Source organism: Thiomonas sp. (assembly GCF_054608695.1).
The window spans coordinates 37,096-54,358 of the sequence record NZ_JBTRXV010000017.1 but is presented as its reverse complement, the minus strand read 5'-3'; the positions used below and the strand labels follow the sequence as shown (position 1 = coordinate 54,358).

Annotated in this window: 15 protein-coding genes; 10 read left to right on the top strand and 5 right to left on the bottom strand. The window is 58.9% G+C overall.

From position 1 onward, the window contains the following. Positions 1–927 precede the first annotated feature (927 nt). The 10 genes from ACYCUK_RS08655 (at position 928) to ACYCUK_RS08610 (ending at position 12,997) form a co-directional block, all read left to right on the top strand. Positions 928–2,607 carry an AAA family ATPase gene (locus ACYCUK_RS08655; RefSeq protein ID WP_461594388.1) on the top strand — a complete coding sequence of 560 codons (1,680 nt, stop codon included), beginning with the start codon at positions 928–930 and terminating at the stop codon, positions 2,605–2,607. Between the two features lie 23 nt (positions 2,608–2,630). Continuing rightward, entirely contained in the window at positions 2,631–3,500 is an 870-nt protein-coding gene (locus ACYCUK_RS08650; protein WP_461594387.1) for a DNA adenine methylase, read from the top strand. Positions 3,501–3,684: 184 nt separating this feature from the next. Beyond that, positions 3,685–4,293: a recombinase family protein gene (locus tag ACYCUK_RS08645; RefSeq protein WP_461594386.1), complete on the top strand. Its 609-nt coding sequence runs from the start codon at positions 3,685–3,687 to the stop codon at positions 4,291–4,293. Beyond that, on the top strand, positions 4,290–5,876 hold the full coding sequence (locus ACYCUK_RS08640) for a type I restriction-modification system subunit M (protein ID WP_461594385.1): 1,587 nt from the start codon (positions 4,290–4,292) through the stop codon (positions 5,874–5,876). Before ACYCUK_RS08645 ends, ACYCUK_RS08640 begins: the two co-directional genes overlap by 4 nt. Beyond that, complete coding sequence (locus ACYCUK_RS08635) at positions 5,866–7,242, top strand: restriction endonuclease subunit S (protein WP_461594384.1); 1,377 nt, start codon at positions 5,866–5,868, stop codon at positions 7,240–7,242. Before ACYCUK_RS08640 ends, ACYCUK_RS08635 begins: the two co-directional genes overlap by 11 nt. Continuing rightward, positions 7,239–7,889, top strand: a complete 651-nt coding sequence (locus ACYCUK_RS08630) for a hypothetical protein (protein WP_461594383.1) — start codon at positions 7,239–7,241, stop codon at positions 7,887–7,889. Before ACYCUK_RS08635 ends, ACYCUK_RS08630 begins: the two co-directional genes overlap by 4 nt. Positions 7,890–7,971: 82 nt before the next feature. Continuing rightward, positions 7,972–8,946, top strand: coding sequence for a hypothetical protein (locus ACYCUK_RS08625; protein ID WP_461594382.1), 975 nt, complete (start codon positions 7,972–7,974; stop codon positions 8,944–8,946). Positions 8,947–8,956: 10 nt separating this feature from the next. Then, positions 8,957–12,067 (top strand): type I restriction endonuclease subunit R, encoded by a 3,111-nt coding sequence (locus ACYCUK_RS08620; protein ID WP_461594381.1) that lies wholly within the window; start codon positions 8,957–8,959, stop codon positions 12,065–12,067. A gap of 88 nt (positions 12,068–12,155) precedes the next feature. Then, positions 12,156–12,782: a hypothetical protein gene (locus tag ACYCUK_RS08615; RefSeq protein WP_461594380.1), complete on the top strand. Its 627-nt coding sequence runs from the start codon at positions 12,156–12,158 to the stop codon at positions 12,780–12,782. A gap of 71 nt (positions 12,783–12,853) precedes the next feature. Next, positions 12,854–12,997 carry a hypothetical protein gene (locus tag ACYCUK_RS08610; protein ID WP_461594379.1) on the top strand — a complete coding sequence of 48 codons (144 nt, stop codon included), beginning with the start codon at positions 12,854–12,856 and terminating at the stop codon, positions 12,995–12,997. A 19-nt stretch (positions 12,998–13,016) separates the two neighbouring features. Here the strand turns inward: ACYCUK_RS08610 and ACYCUK_RS08605 are convergent, their stop codons facing one another. The 5 genes from ACYCUK_RS08605 to ACYCUK_RS08585 form a co-directional block, all read right to left on the bottom strand. Continuing rightward, the gene (locus ACYCUK_RS08605) at positions 13,017–13,319 is read right to left on the bottom strand and encodes a GIY-YIG nuclease family protein (protein WP_461594378.1); all 303 of its coding nucleotides are present in this window, start codon (positions 13,317–13,319) and stop codon (positions 13,017–13,019) included. Continuing rightward, positions 13,300–14,667: a hypothetical protein gene (locus ACYCUK_RS08600; protein WP_461594377.1), complete on the bottom strand. Its 1,368-nt coding sequence runs from the start codon at positions 14,665–14,667 to the stop codon at positions 13,300–13,302. Before ACYCUK_RS08600 ends, ACYCUK_RS08605 begins: the two co-directional genes overlap by 20 nt. Continuing rightward, positions 14,654–15,118 (bottom strand): helix-turn-helix domain-containing protein, encoded by a 465-nt coding sequence (locus ACYCUK_RS08595; protein ID WP_461594376.1) that lies wholly within the window; start codon positions 15,116–15,118, stop codon positions 14,654–14,656. Before ACYCUK_RS08595 ends, ACYCUK_RS08600 begins: the two co-directional genes overlap by 14 nt. Then, positions 15,102–16,271 carry a tyrosine-type recombinase/integrase gene (locus ACYCUK_RS08590; protein ID WP_461594375.1) on the bottom strand — a complete coding sequence of 390 codons (1,170 nt, stop codon included), beginning with the start codon at positions 16,269–16,271 and terminating at the stop codon, positions 15,102–15,104. The genes ACYCUK_RS08595 and ACYCUK_RS08590 overlap by 17 nt, the downstream gene beginning before the upstream one ends. Before the next feature lie 276 nt (positions 16,272–16,547). Beyond that, positions 16,548–17,240, bottom strand: a complete 693-nt coding sequence (locus ACYCUK_RS08585) for a hypothetical protein (protein ID WP_461594374.1) — start codon at positions 17,238–17,240, stop codon at positions 16,548–16,550. Positions 17,241–17,263 lie beyond the last annotated feature (23 nt).

Here is a 17,263-nt window from a genome sequence, read left to right as displayed (position 1 = left end):
CCACGCTTCCTCCCCACGCTCTGTCGCCCTCACGCAGTTGCGCTTCGCTTCACTCGCCATGACCAGCTTGTGGCGGGACTTGCACCCGCAGGAGTGCGCCCGTGCCGGGCGCACACAATCAGGAATTCCAACCTATTCCCCAGCAACTCTGACCTATTCCCTGTGTGCGGTTTGGAGCAGGTCTGCAGCGGCATCTCGGTGTGCGGTTGCGGAGGTTGGATGGTTGGCGTAGCGGGCGTGGGTCAACATGGGACCAGTCTGCCGTTAGAGGATCATAGCCCCGGCGCGACGGATCGGAGCAGCCGCTTTGTCTTTTGGGTTCTATCTCAAATTGGTAGCGGCAGCCTGTGGAGCTTGTGGGCGAAGGGCCGTGCGGTGGGCAACCCTGTGGGCGGCGCAGTCCGTCCACAGGCGTTGTCCACGGCGGAGCGAAGCGACAGGCCCGGTGCGAAGCATCGTCCACAAATCCATAGGCTTCAAGTGCGGACGGATGCGCAATTGGCCGAGCGACGATTATGGCGAGGATACGGGTTCCGATCTAGCTAGGCGGGCATGTTGACGAAAATGCGGTCATCGACCTGGTCGGAGGCCGCAGCAAGGGTCGTCTTGTCATGCACCGTGGCGCGGCATTGGCACCGGCGATCCAAACTTCCACCGGGACGCTGAGGAGGCGAAGGCAAAGCCCGAAGAACAGCAGCCCTTCCAAGCCGACTCCCCTCTACGCTAGCATCTGCGCCGGCCTGCCGTCGTTTGCCCTCCTGGCTGTTCTTGATTGCCATCCACACCGCCTTGAACTCCACTCCGCAGAATCGCCACATCATGAAAGGAGATCGGCAGATGGTCGATGAGACGCGAAAAAAGGGTTGATCAGCGGTTCCCTATGCCTGTAATAATTCTTGGCTTTGTATCTATCTGGCACCGGTCAAAATGACTGCAAAAAATTCCAATGCGATCAAAGTTAGTTCGATAGAGTTTGGTAACGCGAAATTCCGCAAGCTGTCCAATCTCAAGATTGATTTTGCAGAGCGGATCACACTCATCGCTGGGCACAATGGAATTGGGAAATCCACTATTTTGGGTTTGGTATCCAACACTTTTGGTTATACCGACGAGAGTACGAAGAGCTATTTTGGCGAGCCTTTCTATGCCAGCATTGAGGGCATCGTCTACTTGGCGCTGAAAGAAGTAGACATCGCGCAAATAGACCCAACAACGGCTCCTATTGTTGTTGCCGACGTAGGCGAAATGACCGTCCGCAAGCGCTGCGCATTGACTAGGCGTGTTAAGTGGAAGCGTGCCCGAGTGGTGCCACGAACCATCGACAAAACAGGTGACGAATCAGTTGGCCAAGACGCCAAGGTCCCACTGCCAACGATCTATCTTGGGATCAAGCGGCTGGCGTCCATCGGGGAGGCCGCGGAGAGGGCGGTGATCAGCACGAAATTGGACATGCATACTGACGACAGCAAGCTAATGGCGGAGTTTGTCAGATCGGTCATCCTTGGCAGCCAAGTGAATACCGAAGTTACTCACCAGAGCATCAGGGGATCCAAGAAAACTGCTCAACCTGGGTACGTGAACCACGACGCACTGTCTGTTTCATTGGGGCAAGACAGCTTAGCTAGCATCGCCACTGCGCTTGCATCGTTCAATCGCCTCCAACGCGAATGGGGCAACAAATACCCGGGCGGGCTGCTGGTTATTGACGAGATGGACGCAGGTTTTCACCCCCACGCGATCGACCGTTTGGTCAAAGCACTGAAGACCCAAGCCAAACGGTTGAGCTTGCAGGTGATCGCCACCACACACTCGCCTAGGCTCATCGAAGCTGTTCATCCTGATGGTGGAGGTGACCCAAACGCACCTGATGCTGTGGTTTACCTGGTAGATACGAAGCACCCTCGGCTGGCTGAAGACCAGTCGCTCGCTGCGGTGCTGGACGACATGGCCCTGCGCCATGACGACAACGTCGTGGCTAAGGCAAGCAAACCAGCGCTGTGTGTGTATTTTGAGGACCTTGAGGGTGCGCAGTTCTGCGGCGCTTTACTGTCGTCCGCAAACAAAACGGCGCTTGGCCGCAGATATGGCATTCGGATCAAACTGATGCCGCTTGGGGTTGGTGGATCTAATTTAATCAAACTGCCTGAGTATGACCCAATATTCAAAAATCGTGTGCTCATTGTGGATGCCGACACGACAATTCCTAGGAAAGCTGCGGCGCGTGGCAATACTCTCAAATTGCCCTGCGCTAAAGGCGCAAAAGGCACTGAGCGATCTCCTGAAAACACCATAAAAATCTTCCTGCGCAACGTCGGCCAGGCGTCGGACGGCCTTTTATATGAGGCGCTCTTGCGTTTTAACATTTCCAACCCCAGTAGCGACAAAATTACGACGTCATTTTTTTCAGATGGCACCGGAAACAGCAATCAACGTGACAGTAGCAAGAGCTGGTGGGTCAATCACTGGGACAAATTGAAAAAGTGGGGTGTGATCCGAGAATGGGCTGTTTGCCACAAAACGGAAGTTGACCAATTTATTGGTGACTTTGAGGCGGCCGTGGCTAAGACAGCCAAACGGCTCAATCAAAAAGAGCTGGCCAAGACCTAAAGTCTTGGCTACAGTGCTTCCCCATGTACTCGAACAAGCTCTACTCCCCTTTGCGCTACCCAGGCGGTAAAGCGCGCTTTGCCCCGCTGATCACCAATGTGATGCGCACCAACAAGTTAGCAGGTGGGCACTACTTAGAGCCTTACGCGGGGGGCTCCGGTGTTGCCATGGTGCTGTTGATTGATGGGGTTGTGGAACATGTTCATATCAATGACGCAGATCCCGCCGTCGCAGTATTTTGGCGGGCTGTTACGCAGCAGACTGCCGAATTGGTGAAGATGGTGGCCAACGAGCCGGTGACGATGGACACATGGCACCACTGGCGGTCCGTGATGCTCTGTCAAGTGCCTGCGTCTGAACTGGAGCGCGGCTTTGCAACGCTATTCATGAACCGCACCAACCGGTCAGGCATCCTGAAAGGTGGCGTGATCGGAGGCAAGGCGCAAAGTGGCGCCTACAAACTGGGCGAACGCTTCATCCGTGATGAGCTATGCGTGCGGCTTGAGCGAATTGGCCGCCATGCAAGCGCCATCCACGTGTATGAGGAAGATGCATACCAACTGCTGCTTCGTTGCCATAAATTCCTACCCGCCCAGTCTTTGGTGTACCTAGACCCACCCTATTACGTGAAGGGGGCGGGGCTGTATCGCAACTTCTACAAACACGATGACCATGTACAAATTGCAGAATTGCTAGGCAGTTCATCCTTCCGCAGACCGTGGGTAGTGTCTTATGACAACGCAGATGAAATCCGTGCTATGTATGCCTATGCGCAGTCATTTACCTACGGTCTGCATTACACGGCCCAGCGCCGCTACACCGGCTCAGAGGTAATGTTCTTCAGCAAGCGGCTGGCACCGCCTGCGCAAACCCAAGGTCTTCAAGCTGCCTGAAGCCCGCCACTGGTACGGCAACCAAGAAGTTCGCTGGACTTAACCTGCGCGATTGCAATATTTTAACGAAAACAAACCACCGTTTTCTGTACGCCATTCGCCTGCCACTGAAAACGCCCTGTCGCGCTTGCTTTCGTCATCAAATGGCCGTAAAGTAAACAACGTACAGGCAAGGTACGTTTTCATGCTCATCGGCTACGCTCGCGTCTCCACCCAAGACCAACATCCCGAACTTCAGCTCGATGCGCTGAAAGCGGCGGGGTGTGAGCAGGTTTTCCACGAGAAGATGACCGGCAAGCTGGCCGAACGCCCGGAACTCGACGCTTGCCTGCGCACCTTGCGCAAGGGCGACACCTTGGTGGTCTGGAAGCTCGACCGCCTGGGCCGCTCACTCAAGAACCTGGTCGAGATCATCCACGGGCTGGAGCAGCGCGGCGTGGCGTTCCGATCGCTCACCGAGAGCATCGACACCGCCAACGCCAGCGGCAAGCTCATCTTCCACATCTTCGGCGCCCTGGCCGAATTCGAGCACAGTCTCATTCTGGAGCGCACGATGGCCGGGCTGTCGGCTGCGCGCGCCCGTGGGCGCCTGGGAGGGCGGAAGACCAAACTTTCTGCCGATGATGTGCGCAAAGCCGCCGCCATGTTGCTCGACCCCATGATGACCAAGGCCGAAGTGGCCAAGCATTTCAAAGTGTCCCGCGTCACTCTGAACGCCGCGCTCAGTCGGGCTGGTCTTGATTCCAAGCCCGTTGTCCGCCCTGACGACAATCCATCCAAGCACACCCCATGACCGATACCGAATTCAAAAAAATCCTCTGGGACGCCGCTGTGAAGCTGCGCGGCTCTCTGTCCGCTGCGGAATACAAATACCCCGTGCTCGGCCTCGTGTTCCTGAAATACGTCTCTGACGTGTTCGAGGCGCAAGCCGACGTGATCCGCGCGAGAGCCGCCGATCCGCACCACGACCAATATGTCGAGGATGCCTCTCTTCGCGCCGAACTGGTCGAAGAGTGGGTGAAGGACAAATCGTTCTATGAAGCCGACAACGTGTTCTGGATTCCCGAGGATGCGCGTTTTGGCAAGCTGCTGGCGCAAGCGAAGGCGCCGGGTATCGCCCACAAGCTCGATGCCGCCATGGCGTCTATCGAGGTCGAGAACCCCAAGCTGCGCGGCGTGCTGTACCGGGACTTTGGACGGCTGGAACTCGACAACGGCAAGATTGGCGATCTGCTGGGCATCATCGCCAAGATGAAGTTCGACCCGAAGGAGCACACCTCGCGGGACGTGTTCGGCGAGGTCTATGAATACTTCCTCGGCAACTTCGCCCTGGAAGAGGGGCAGAAAGCCGGGCAGTTCTACACCCCGCGCTCGGTCGTGCAAACCCTGGTGGAAATCCTCGCGCCCTTCGAGGGCCGCATCTATGACCCGTGCTGTGGCTCGGGCGGGATGTTCGTGTTCTCTGAGCGATTCATCGAAGCCCACGGCGGCAAAAAAGGCCAGGCCGTGGTGTACGGCCAGGAGATGACGGCCACAACGCGCAAGCTGGCCTGCATGAACCTGGCCATCCGTGGCATCGACTACGACATGGGCCGGGAATACGCGGACACCTTCGCCAACGACCAGCACCCCGATTTGCGCGCCGATTACATCCTGGCCAATCCCCCCTTCAACATGGAGTGGAACCCCAAGGACGTTGCCAACGACAAGCGCTGGGTTTACGGCACGCCACCGGCCAAGAATGCAAACTATGCGTGGCTGCAGCACATCATCTCCAAGCTCGCCACCAATGGTCGCGCGGGCGTGGTGCTGGCCAACGGCTCCATGTCGAGCAACCAGTCTGGCGAAGGCGCGATCCGCGAAGCCATGCTCAAAGGCGACATCGTCGAGTGCATGGTGGCCCTGCCGGGTCAACTGTTCACCAACACCCCGATCCCGGCCTGCCTGTGGTTTCTCTCCAAAAAGAAGGGGACGGGCAAGAACGGCAAGCAAGACCGCAAGGGACAGGTGCTGTTCATCGACGCCCGCAAGATGGGCGCCATCCAGATCAACCGCACCCAGATTGCGTTGTCTGACGAGGAACTGCAGAAGATCGCCCAGACCTATCACAACTGGCGCGGCACGGTCTGGAGCCAAAACGGCTATGCGGATGTGCCGGGCTTCTGCAAATCAGCCACGCTGGACGAGATCGCCAAGCATGGCTATGTGCTGACGCCCGGGCGGTATGTGGGCGCTGAGGATGTGCAAGACGACGGCGAGCCGTTCGAGGAGAAGATGGCGCGGCTGTCGGCGCAGTGGAGGGAGCAGCGGGCGGAGGCGGCAAGACTCGACGCGGCGATTGAGGCCAACCTGAAGGAGCTTGGGTATGGCGGGTGAACTCTTGTTCGGGCCGCCTCCGTCGGATTGGCGATACCTCACCTTGGGCGAGGCATGCAAACGAGCAGGCGGAGACATCCAGACCGGGCCTTTCGGGAGCCAGCTACATGCTTCGGACTATGTGCCGGTTGGTATTCCGTCGATCATGCCGCAAAACATCGGCGACAACCGCATCAACGAAAACGGCATTGCCCGCATTACGCCCAAAGATGCGGAGCGGCTCAGGCGCTACCTCGTCCGATCTAGCGACATCATTTACAGCCGAAGAGGGGATGTCGAGCGGCGGGCGTTGATTCGCCAAAAACAAGACGGCTGGCTGTGTGGCACGGGCTGTCTGCGTGTCAGATTCGGCCAAGACGGCCCCGATCCGGTTTTCGTGTCGCACTATCTCGGGCACCCGCTCGTTCGGGAGTGGATTGTCCGCCATGCACACGGCGCGACGATGCCGAATCTGAATACGTCGATTCTCTCTGCTTGCCCGTTACTGTTACCGCCCCTCCCCGAACAACGCGCCATCGCCCACATTCTCGGCACGCTGGACGACAAGATCGAGTTGAACCGGCGGATGAGCGAGACGCTGGAGGCGATGGCGCGGGCGTTGTTCAAGGCGTGGTTCGTGGATTTCGAGCCGGTGCGCGCCAAGATGGAAGGACGCTGGCAGCGCGGCCTGCCGCTCCCCGGCCTGCCCGCCCACCTCTACGACCTCTTTCCCGACCGGCTCGTTGAATCGGAGTTGGGGGAGATTTCGGAGGGATGGGAATGCGTATCAGCGAGCCGACTCGTCGAATTCAATCCATCCGAGCCTTTGCGAAAGGGGGCAGCATCCCCCTACATCGAGATGGCTGCACTGCCGACGTCTGGAAGCTGGCCTGAGCCGCCGGTGTCGCGGCCGTTCGGCAGTGGCATGCGCTTTCGCAACGGTGACACGCTGCTGGCCCGGATCACACCTTGTCTGGAGAATGGCAAGACGGCCTTCGTCCAGTGCTTGCCGGATAACACAGTGGGATGGGGTTCCACCGAGTACATCGTGATGCGGCCCAAAGCTCCGGTGCCCCCGGAATTCGGGTACTTGCTGGCACGCGACGCGGCCTTTCGGGAGCGGGCCATTCGGAGCATGACCGGCAGCTCTGGTCGCCAACGTGTTCAGGCTGACTCAGTGGCCGCATTCAAGCTTGCGGCACCTTCGAACGAAGCTGTGTGGGATGCTTTCTCGCATGTTGTCGCGCCCGCATTCATGAGCATCAAAGCCAACGCGGAGGCAATCGCAACGCTCACCCAACTCCGCGACACCCTGCTGCCCAAGCTCATCTCGGGCGAACTGCGGCTTCCCGAGGCAAAGGCGCAAGTCGTGGAGGCCACCGCATGAACTGGACAGCCATCGAATCGGTCGCAGCCTCTCTGTCTGCCATCGTCACGGGGGTGATGGCCTGGATGACTTACCGCACAATTGTGCAGGCCCGCATTCACCACAAAGACGAGTACCGCCCTATCCTTTCGTTCGCCCCAGTCGGCGTGGCTGACCCCGTGCATCGTGATCAAATTCTCAAAACCGAGATGCCTCAATCGCCGGACCCTGATTATTACTACGCGCTGCACGGTGTACTGAGCAACATCGGCCGAGGCCCTGCTTTGAATATCAAGCTGACGCTGCGATTCCTCGGCATTGAGGGATACGGAATCCAGCGCGAGCTTGCGCCGATAGGCGATGGTGAGCGCTTCAATTTCGCAGATCAACCCTTGCGGCTCCGAGCGCAGATCCATCGGGGATTCAACGATAGCGATTTCCAACTCAGTCTGAATACTCCTTGGGAAATTCTTCTCGATTACGAGGATGTATTCGGACAGTCGTTTCACACCATCCATTCCAAAGGCTGGGGGCGGCCTTGGACGGTGCTTGGTCTTGGCCCGGCCTCGAAAGGTCGTGACCTCAAAGAAGTTGGGGAAGAAGTTCAAACCACAGTACGGATGCAGGTGTACACATCAGATGTACCGATCGTCCCGGGCAATCCATGACCGAACTCGACCTCAAAAACGTTTACATCGCCTGGTGCATTTGTTCGCGGAATACGGACTGGATTCGGCCATAAACACGACTATGAACCACATTCTTCGCGTCACCTTATCCGTTTGGCTCCTCGCTATCGCTGGCGTGGCGTGCGCCGCCAGCATCTCCGGAACCTACGTTGGCCTTTATTCAAACGCAGCGGAGTTGCTGCAAATCGTCGAGCGACCTGACGGATCGATTCTTGGTCATTTCGAACAAGTGATGCTCTCGTCGAAAGGAACAAAAACGACGACGATGAATGCTGGGGTTTCAGGTGCAGTCAGCGGTGACACCCTCGTGCTCACACTGAAGCCTGCAGAGTTCATGGGGGGCACCATTCCATTATCCGGGTCCATCGACGGCGATACGCTGCGCTTATCGGGTGGCGCGAACGGGGGAAGCTTTACCGTCAACGCTCAACGATCCACGGAGGCGGTATTCAACCAGCGGGTGCAGCAGTTGACCGCCCAAGCCGGCCAAACCAGCCTGATGCAAGCAGAGCAAGCGGCGAATGAAAAAGAGCGGAAAGACATCGGGAATCTGACAGGGTGGCTACAAAATTACTCGCGACTTGCTTCCGTCCATCTGCAGAGGCTGCCAAAGGTGCCTCAGACGTATGCCGCTGTGACTTCAAAAATGGAAGCCGCTCTCGAGAAAGAAGAAAGTCTTCCTGCGGGGAGTTATGCGAGAGGTCAAGTTGACTACTTCATCGGAACGCTAAATTACCAATTCAATAGTCTCCACTACGATCTGCAATCTGTGGAATCTTCGTTTGGATACTCCGACGGAAAAATCACAAACTCGGGCGCGCCAGAGGCTATCTTGAGAGCACAAGCCTATTGCGGATTCGATCATCACCCGATCACGCTAGGCCCGGCTTGCGCAAACTTTCAAGTAGCTAACACTGCGTATCAAGCCGACGTGAAGCAGTTGGAGACCTTGTTTACTGCAGCGGAATCTGCCTGGAATGCGGAGCACGTCAAACAGAAGGCCATCGAAAAGCAGGCTGATGCCCTGAGCAACTAAGCAGTCCCCCATGACCGAATCCGACCTCGAAAACGCCTGCATCGTCTGGTTCCAGGAACTCGGCTATACCTACAAGGCCGGGCCAGACATCGCGCCGCGCGGGGCCACGCCGGAGCGCAAGAATTTCACTCAGGTCATCCTCCACGACCGCCTGCGCGACGCGCTCCACAGGCTGAACCCGAGCCTTCCTCCCTCCGCAGTCGAAGACGCCTTCGAGCGCATCGCTGGCTTCTCCTCCGGCTCCCTGGTGGACGGCAACCGGAATCTGTACCACTGGTTCCGTGATGGCGTGCCGGTGGAGATCGAGGTGGACGGTGCCAAACGCGGCGCTCTGGTGCAGGTGGTGGACTGGACCAACCAGGCCAACGACTGGCTGGTGGTCAACCAGTTCTCGGTCAAGGGCAAGCTGCCGGTGCGCCCAGACATGGTGGTGTTCCTCAACGGCCTGCCCGTCGGGGTTTTCGAACTCAAGAACCCAGCGGACATCACCGCCGACGTGCGCAAGGCTTACAACCAGATCACCAACTACCAAAACGAAATCCCGCAGCTTTTCGAGCCTTCCGCAGTTAACGTCATCTCGGATGGCAAAGTGGCCCGCGTGGGTTCCATCACCGCCGACTTCGACCGCTACGTGCCATGGCGTCTGGCCGATGGGTTCGACCCCCAAGGCAAGCTCGAACTCGAAATCCTGGTGCGCGGCCTGTTCCGGCAGGATACGTTTCTGACCTACCTGCGTGACTTCATCCTGTTCCAGCAGGAAAGCGGCAAGACCTTCAAGATCGTCGCGGGCTACCACCAGATGCGCGGCACGCTCAAAGCCGTGCAGCGTGCCAAGGATGCCCTGCAAAGCGCCGACGGACTGGGAGGCACGGTCTGGTTCACCCAGGGTTCGGGCAAGAGCTTCCTGGCGGTGTTCTATGTCGCCATCCTGCAGGAAACCCCCGAGTTCCAAAACCCGACCTTCGTGATGGTCACCGACCGCAACGACCTCGACGGCCAGCTTTACGAGACCTTCGACGCGGCCTACGACAAGCTACGCACCAAACCCGTGCAGATTGACGGCCACGATGACCTGCGCAAGAGCCTGAGCGAGCAGCCCGCCGGCGGCATCTTTTTCACGACCATCCAGAAATTCAAACCCAAGGTGCCGGGGCAGCGCCTGGAGCCGATCTCTGAGCGGCGCAACCTGGTGGTGATCTGCGACGAGGCCCACCGCACGCAATACGGCTTCAAGGCTGTGGTGGACAGCAAGACCGGCATCACCCGCTACGGCTTGGCCACGCATTTGCGCGACGCCTTCCCGCATGCCATTTTCATGGGCATGACCGGCACGCCCACGTCCGCCGAAGACCGCGACACCCAGGGCGTGTTCGGCGAGTATGTGGACATCTACGACGTGGCCGATTCGCAGGAGGACAAGACCACCGTCCCCATCCTCTACGAAGCCCGCGTGATCGACTTGGCTTACAACGAGCAGATCGACAGCGATCTCGACGCGGACCTCGACGCGCTGCTGGATGACAGCGATGAGGACGACATGCACAACCGCGCCGTGTCCCGCCTCACGCGCCTGGAATCGGTGGCGATGGCCGAGAACCGTCTTGGGCGGCTCGCAGGAGACTTGGTCAACCACTGGGAAGAACGGCTTGCCTCGCTCGATGGCAAGGGCATGATCGTGGCGATTTCGCGCAAGGCGGCGGTGGCTCTGTATGACGAGATCGTCAAACTGCGCCCCGACTGGCATGACCCCGATCTGAACAAGGGTGTCATTAAGGTGGTGATGACCAGCCCGGCATCCGATCCGCCAGAACTGCGCGCCCATGCCCTGAGCGCGGCGCAGAAGAAGACCCTGGAAAAGCGCCTCAAAGATCCAGACGATCCGCTGAAACTCGTCATCGTGCGCGATATGTGGCTCACAGGCTTCGACGCTCCCTCGCTGCACACGCTCTATGTGGACAAGCCCATGAAGGGGCACGGCCTGATGCAGGCCATCGCCCGCGTGAACCGCGTCTGGCGCGACAAACCCGGCGGCCTGGTGGTGGACTACATCGGCATCGGCCCGGAACTGCGCTTGGCGATTGCCGAGTACGCCAACCTCACCAAGACGACCGAACCCCCTGTCGATTTCATCGACAACGCGGTGCCGGTGCTGCTCGACACGGTCGATGTCATTCGCGGCATGTATCGTGGCTTTGACTACTCCAGCTTCCGGCAGTCGCCCCAGGCCATGCTGGCCATCCTGGCGCCTGCGATGGATCACATTGCAGGCTTTGATGCTGAGGATGACGGGCACGGCCGCAACCGGGGAATCAAGCGCTATCTGGATCAGGCCACCAGGTTGGCGCGGCTGCAGGCGCTGTGCGGCACGCACCCCGAAGCCTTGGCGCTGCGCGAGGAGATCGCGTTCTTTCTGGTCATTCGCAGCCTGCTGGTGAAGACCACGCGCACAGGTTCGGAGACAACCCAGGTCGAGCGTGAAGCGGCGATGCGCCAGTTGGTCTCCAAGGCCATCATCGTGGGCGAAGTCACCGACGTGTACAAGAGCATGGGCCTGGACAAGCCCAACATCTCGGTGCTGGATGAACAATTCCTCGGGGAAATCGCCAAGTCTCCCCAGCGCAATCTCGCTGCCGAACTGCTGCAGCGGTTGATCGACGACGAAATCAAGGCGCGCGGCAAACGAAACGTCACGCAGCAGGCCCTGTTCACCACCAAGCTCGAAGAGGCAATTGCCCGCTACCGGGCGCGCGCCCTGACCACGGTGCAGGTGATCGAAGAACTGCTCAAGCTGGCGCACGAGTTGAATGCGGCCAGACCGCCGGAAGGCATGACGGAGGATGAATTCGCTTTCTACCAGGCTCTGGCGCAGAACGAATCGGCGGTGCAGATCATGGGCGACCCGGTCCTGCGGGCCTTGGCGCACGAGTTGACGGACAAGCTGCGCAAATCGGCAACCGTGGACTGGTCCAAGCGCGAAAGCAGCCGCCAGCGCATGCGCGTGCTGGTCAAGGTCCTGCTGGGCAAGTACCGCTATCCGCCCGATAAGCAGCCGGAAGCCATCGACAAGGTGATCGAACAGGCCGAACTGTTCGCCGACGAATGGGCCGTGGACAGTGAGTGAGGAACAAGACCGCCCCATCGTCGCCTACACGCTCAGTGGTGTGCGAAAGGCAGTCGGGCACGGTGCGACTGCGCCGGAAATCGGTGACGTGGCGGCCATCATCAAGCAGGACGGCGGCGAATCACGCGCACAGGTTTACAGCGAGTATGTCGCAGGCCGGTTGGCTGCGATGGTGGGCGTCACCGTCGCAGCCGGGGTGTTCGTGGCCCATGCGCGAGGGCTGCGCTACGCCAGCCTGAAAATCGCCGAAGTCGGCTTTGCCTTGACAGACATCGAAGCGGAACGCGCCGGAGAAACCGCCGCCCGGTATCCCGTTGAGGCCGCCAACCTCGCCGTGTTCGACGCCTGGATTTGCAACGCTGACCGCGCCGGGAACCTGCGTGCCAATCTGGCACAGTCCACCGACAACATGATGATCGGCCTCGACCACGGCGGGAGTCTGCTGTCTGTGGCCGACACGATTGATGCCGCGCTTGAGCGGCTGCGACGAGCCGACTGGCCACCGGGGCATCTCTTTCAGGGGATGGTCGATCAGCGGTTGATGCAGCCCATGATCGATCGCATTCAAGCCATTCCTGACGAGGTCATCCAGGACGTGTGCATCCTCAGTGGGACTGTGGGATCGGCCATGCTGACAGATCAGGCAATGCTTGCCGAGGCGTTGATCTGGAGGCGGGAGAACCTGCAGATGATTGTGGATCGCATCCTTTCTTGATCGACACTTCCTTTGAGGTCGGTCTTCGAAGAGAATCGGCATGCCTTCGACCCCAACCAGGAGAAGTTTCGATGACAACGAGCAAAAAAGATGCGACGCTTGCGAGCAAAATTCTGCGTAAACCCGGAAGCTCTCCGGCGCAGAAATCAGTAGCCGGATCTGATCTCTCTCAGGCCAAGAAGAAGCCAACCCCTGCGCCGAAGAAGAAGAAGTGAAGGGCGAGCCTGGTCAAGCCTACTGGGGCGCATTACACGGTAACGCATGCTGCATGGGCCACTGAGCCGCCATCCAGCGCTTTTGCCCGGGCGTCAGCCCTTTGATCGTGCGCTCCAGCTTGCTGGCCTCAGAGCGGTCGGCACACGGCTTCGCAGCGATCATGCGCGATGGCTTGTTCAGCCGGGTGAACATCGCTCCCTTGCCGGTCGCATGCTTTCGGAACCGCTCGGTGAGATCCGGCGTGATGCCGGTGTAGAGCCTGCCGTTTTCACATTCGAGCAGGTAAACGAACCAGACTTGGCTACTCGGTGCGTTCACCACGAATGACCTCGTTGCGGCTCTTGGCCATCTCGGGATCAACGGTCATGTGCAAATCCCACTCAAAAATCTTCTCGACGTAGGCAAGAGTTGGCATGGAAACGCCGAGGATGCGATGCAGCGCACCGCGGTCAGTGATGCCGGAGCGAATCAGGTTGGCGACCGCGCCTAGGCGCAGGGGCCGCAGGGGAGCCCCTGCAGTACGGACGACCTTGTAACCGAGGGACTCACCGTTGGACTGGAAAATCCGCGTCGTGCGGCGATCATCTTCCGTCGCACCGATGTCTGGAACGAGCTTTTGCAAGTGCTTGGTCGTCAATGGGTCCAGAGGTGTCCACTGCTCGGCAAACAGCGCTTCGATTTTCCCGTTGCGCTTGCGAAAATTTCCGTAGGTCAGTTCGGCGCTCCGGGTTGGGGTTTGAGCGAACAAGGCGAGAAAGAGGCCACCAACGATCGCTTGCTGGTCCGAGGAATCGAGAAGCCGCCGCAGCACGGGAGGGATCTCTTTGATCGGCATGACGGCATCGACTGGCGGCTTCAGGCGCATTTTGGGGCGAATGAATCGCTGCGTTAGCCGGAAATTCTGCCGAATGAACTGGAGAAAAGTGTAAACCCGAGCCGCTGCCGCCCGGTTGGTGACCGCGATGTACTCGTCAAGGTGATGCTGCGCGACCTCAGGCCAGTGCTGCAGTCCTTTGTTGGCGAGGAATTCGCAAAATGCCCGCGCATCATGCGCGCGCTTGCGTACCGTGCGCTCGCTGTAGCGATGACCGTGCCGATGCTTGATCTCGGCGATTCTCTGAGACTTTTCAGCGAAGAGCGCGACGCCGTGATTCAGGTCGTCCGGCAAGATGACGACGGGCCGCACTATATTGATGCGGCCTTGGTCGTTGCTCGCGGCATCTTGCTGTCGGATGTGTTCGAGCGCATCCACGAGTTGGGCGCGCAATGCCGACCCTTCGGGTAATCGTTCCGCGAAGAGATGCACGGCCAGCCGAGGATGTTGTCGCAACAAGTCGTTGACCTGGTCTGCGGAAATAGCGCCGTCCCGGCTTAGATCGAGCACTTGCGTGGCAATGCCCAAGCGTGCGCTGTGCCTGACGTCCGATGCGTTGCGGCTCTGCAGGTAAGCGGGAACCGAAGCGAGGAGGTCGCTGGCGAAGGGGTGTTCTACGCGCTGCCAACATTCCGCGGGCAGTTCGCCGAGGACTTGGCCAGTGATGGAACGGCAGTTATGGCGTCGATGGTCGCCCTGGATGGGCGCGGAGAAACGCCCCCCACAGACGTTGCACACCCGGCTCTGGTTTGTCCGGGGAGTGCGCGATACCTGGGTCTGTTCAGTTTTTTCCATACGGGAACAACGTGACCTTTGGCCCTGTGTCAGGGTCTATCGCTTTCCGCTGGGATGAAACCTTGGCCTTTGGCCCCGTCGCGATCGTTTGTGCCGATGCGTCCTTGGCTCGTGTCGGCGTGTCGGCGGTCTTCGCTTGTGTCGGCATCGGCTCGTTCGCGCGCCGAATCACCGCATGCCGTGGAATCGCAATCGATGGGTCGAGTTCTTCATCGCCACCCAGCTCGATAACGATGTCATATAGATCATCGGGGAGGCATTGAAGGACGTTGCATGCTGCGTTGATGAAGCGCAGATCCGTTGCCGGCATATCGTCCTTCTCGAAACGTGAGGCATGAGAACTCGACATCGCGAACCCTGCCTCAGTCATGCGTCGGCCGAACTCGCTCGCACTGCGCAAGCCGCGCATGCGGATCAGTACGGCTAGGCGGTTCTTAATCGTGATCTTCATCGACGAGCCCTTCGGTCATAGCGTTGATGGCGTTGGTGAGATTGGTGATGCCCTGTTCGACATCCTGCCCAACGCGCTCGGGATCTTGGTGGTAGTAGGTACCCAAGGTCGTCGTCAGGTTTTCGTGCCCCAGTTGGCGCTGCAAGGCTTCCGCGCCGATGACTGCTGCCATCTGGGTTCCGTAGGTGTGTCGCATGATGTGCGGAGTGACGCGCACCGTAATGCCTGCATTCGCCGCGATGCGCCCGAGCATACGCCGCACTTGTTCCGTGCAGACTGGCCCGCCACGCTCGGACAAGAACAGAAGGGTGGGATCAGGAGTCGTCGCGCGAAGGAACTGCGGGCGCACATCGTCCAAGTACCAATCCATGACATCGCGGATGGCAGGCTGATACAGCCGCACCACCCTCGACTTGCGCCCTTTGCCCAAGACGACAGTCATCAGGGCGTAGCCGCCGAATTCGGGGCGCTTGAGATCAGGCTGGAAGTCTTGCAGCCGAAGATGCATCAGCTCATCGACGCGCACGCCAGTCATGAGCAGAAGCAGCACCATGACCTTGTCCCGCTGCAGGGGCTTGTAGGACTTGGAGCCGTGCAACTTGGCATCACGGATTTCCATGTCGAATTGCTCGATCAACTGCTGACATTGCTCACCCGACAGGGGTGTGATCGCCTTCTTGCGCTCATGCCGCTTGCGCTTGATCGGGATTGCGTTTTCATCGTTGATGAAGCGTTGGGGCTGGACTCCGAACTTGCGGTGGATGTCGTTGGACAATCCGCGCGAGTCGAGGACGAAATTCTGGAATGACCGCAGATAGGTGATGTAGGTTGCCTGTCGACCGAGTCCGATGTTCGACTCGTCAACCTTGTGCGCGATGAAGTCCGCAAAGTCTTGCGGCGCCCAGTCCCAGGGCGGAAGTCCCGTCCATCGGAAGAAACCGAGAATGGCGCCCATCGCCGATTCGACCGTCTTTGCGCCAAGTGCTCGCGTGCCCACCAGGTGTTTCTTGAACAACGAGAACAGCAGTGAGGCGTGCTCGGCCTCGGTTTGCTTGAGATCGCGGCCACGAGGCCCACCTGGACGAGTAACGTCGGGGGATTCTGTATTCCCTGACGTATTGCCCAGCCCAATGCGGACGATATTAGCCTTCATGCGATCAATTATTGCGTATACAGATAAACTTCGCAAGAAGGCGCAAGGTGCAAGGTTGTCATTCGTTGCACCCGTGCCACGGCGCCCGCAACAGCCCGACTTTAGAGGCTGCACCTCGAAAGCCCCACGAGCCAGGGTAGGAGCGGGCCACAGAAATCTCCGCAATGCACATCACTTTCGCGCAATAAGGAGAAAAATAGGTTGTATATGTTGTAATAAAAAAGCCGCCCCAGCAGAACGCGGGCGGCTTTGGGTGGGATTGCCTAGATCAGATGATCAGATAGCAACACACAAATGATTTGGCCGCTCGCGAAGCGCGGGGGCGATGGGGCGCTGGGCCAGGATGCGGTGGGTGAGGCAAAGATGAGGGATTGGCCGCGCTCGGGTCGTCGCAGGCTGGTGCGTAAGCGATTTTCTGATCCTCTCTCGCAAAATGTCGGCCGTTCTGGTTTTGAGAGTTGCGGCCAAAACGCCAACCATAGCCAGAAACGAGGTTGAAAGCGCCGAAATGGCTATCGCGACACTTGACGTGATAGCTCGCCAAATTAAGTGCCTGAGCGCATCCACCCCATCCCTTGGCACGAATTCGCCGTTGTATGCGCCAATTGCGGCGGCCAAAGCCAGAACCGTAAGCAACAAGAGCATGCAAACCAAACCCACAAAGCCAATCAGTGCAGCAGGCAGCGCTGTAACAAAAATTCCGCCGAGCACTAGCTTGGCAAAAGGGGCTTGCGTGAGATGAGGAAAAACCAAAAGCAATGCGTCCGCTGGCAGGACGACGATGCCTGCCAACGCGGTGAGTCGGGCGACCAACCGAACGATCGTTGGCATCCAGCCTTTGTCATTTTTATCTTGCGCAGGCCGCAATGCATCCCAGAACTCGGCGCCAATTGCTCTCGGGACTGCAAGCCAGAACGCTAGCAACGCACAAGCCAGTCGGTAGAAAGTAAGGTTGCGAAAGGAGAACATGGAAAAATTATCGCAAGCTCTGC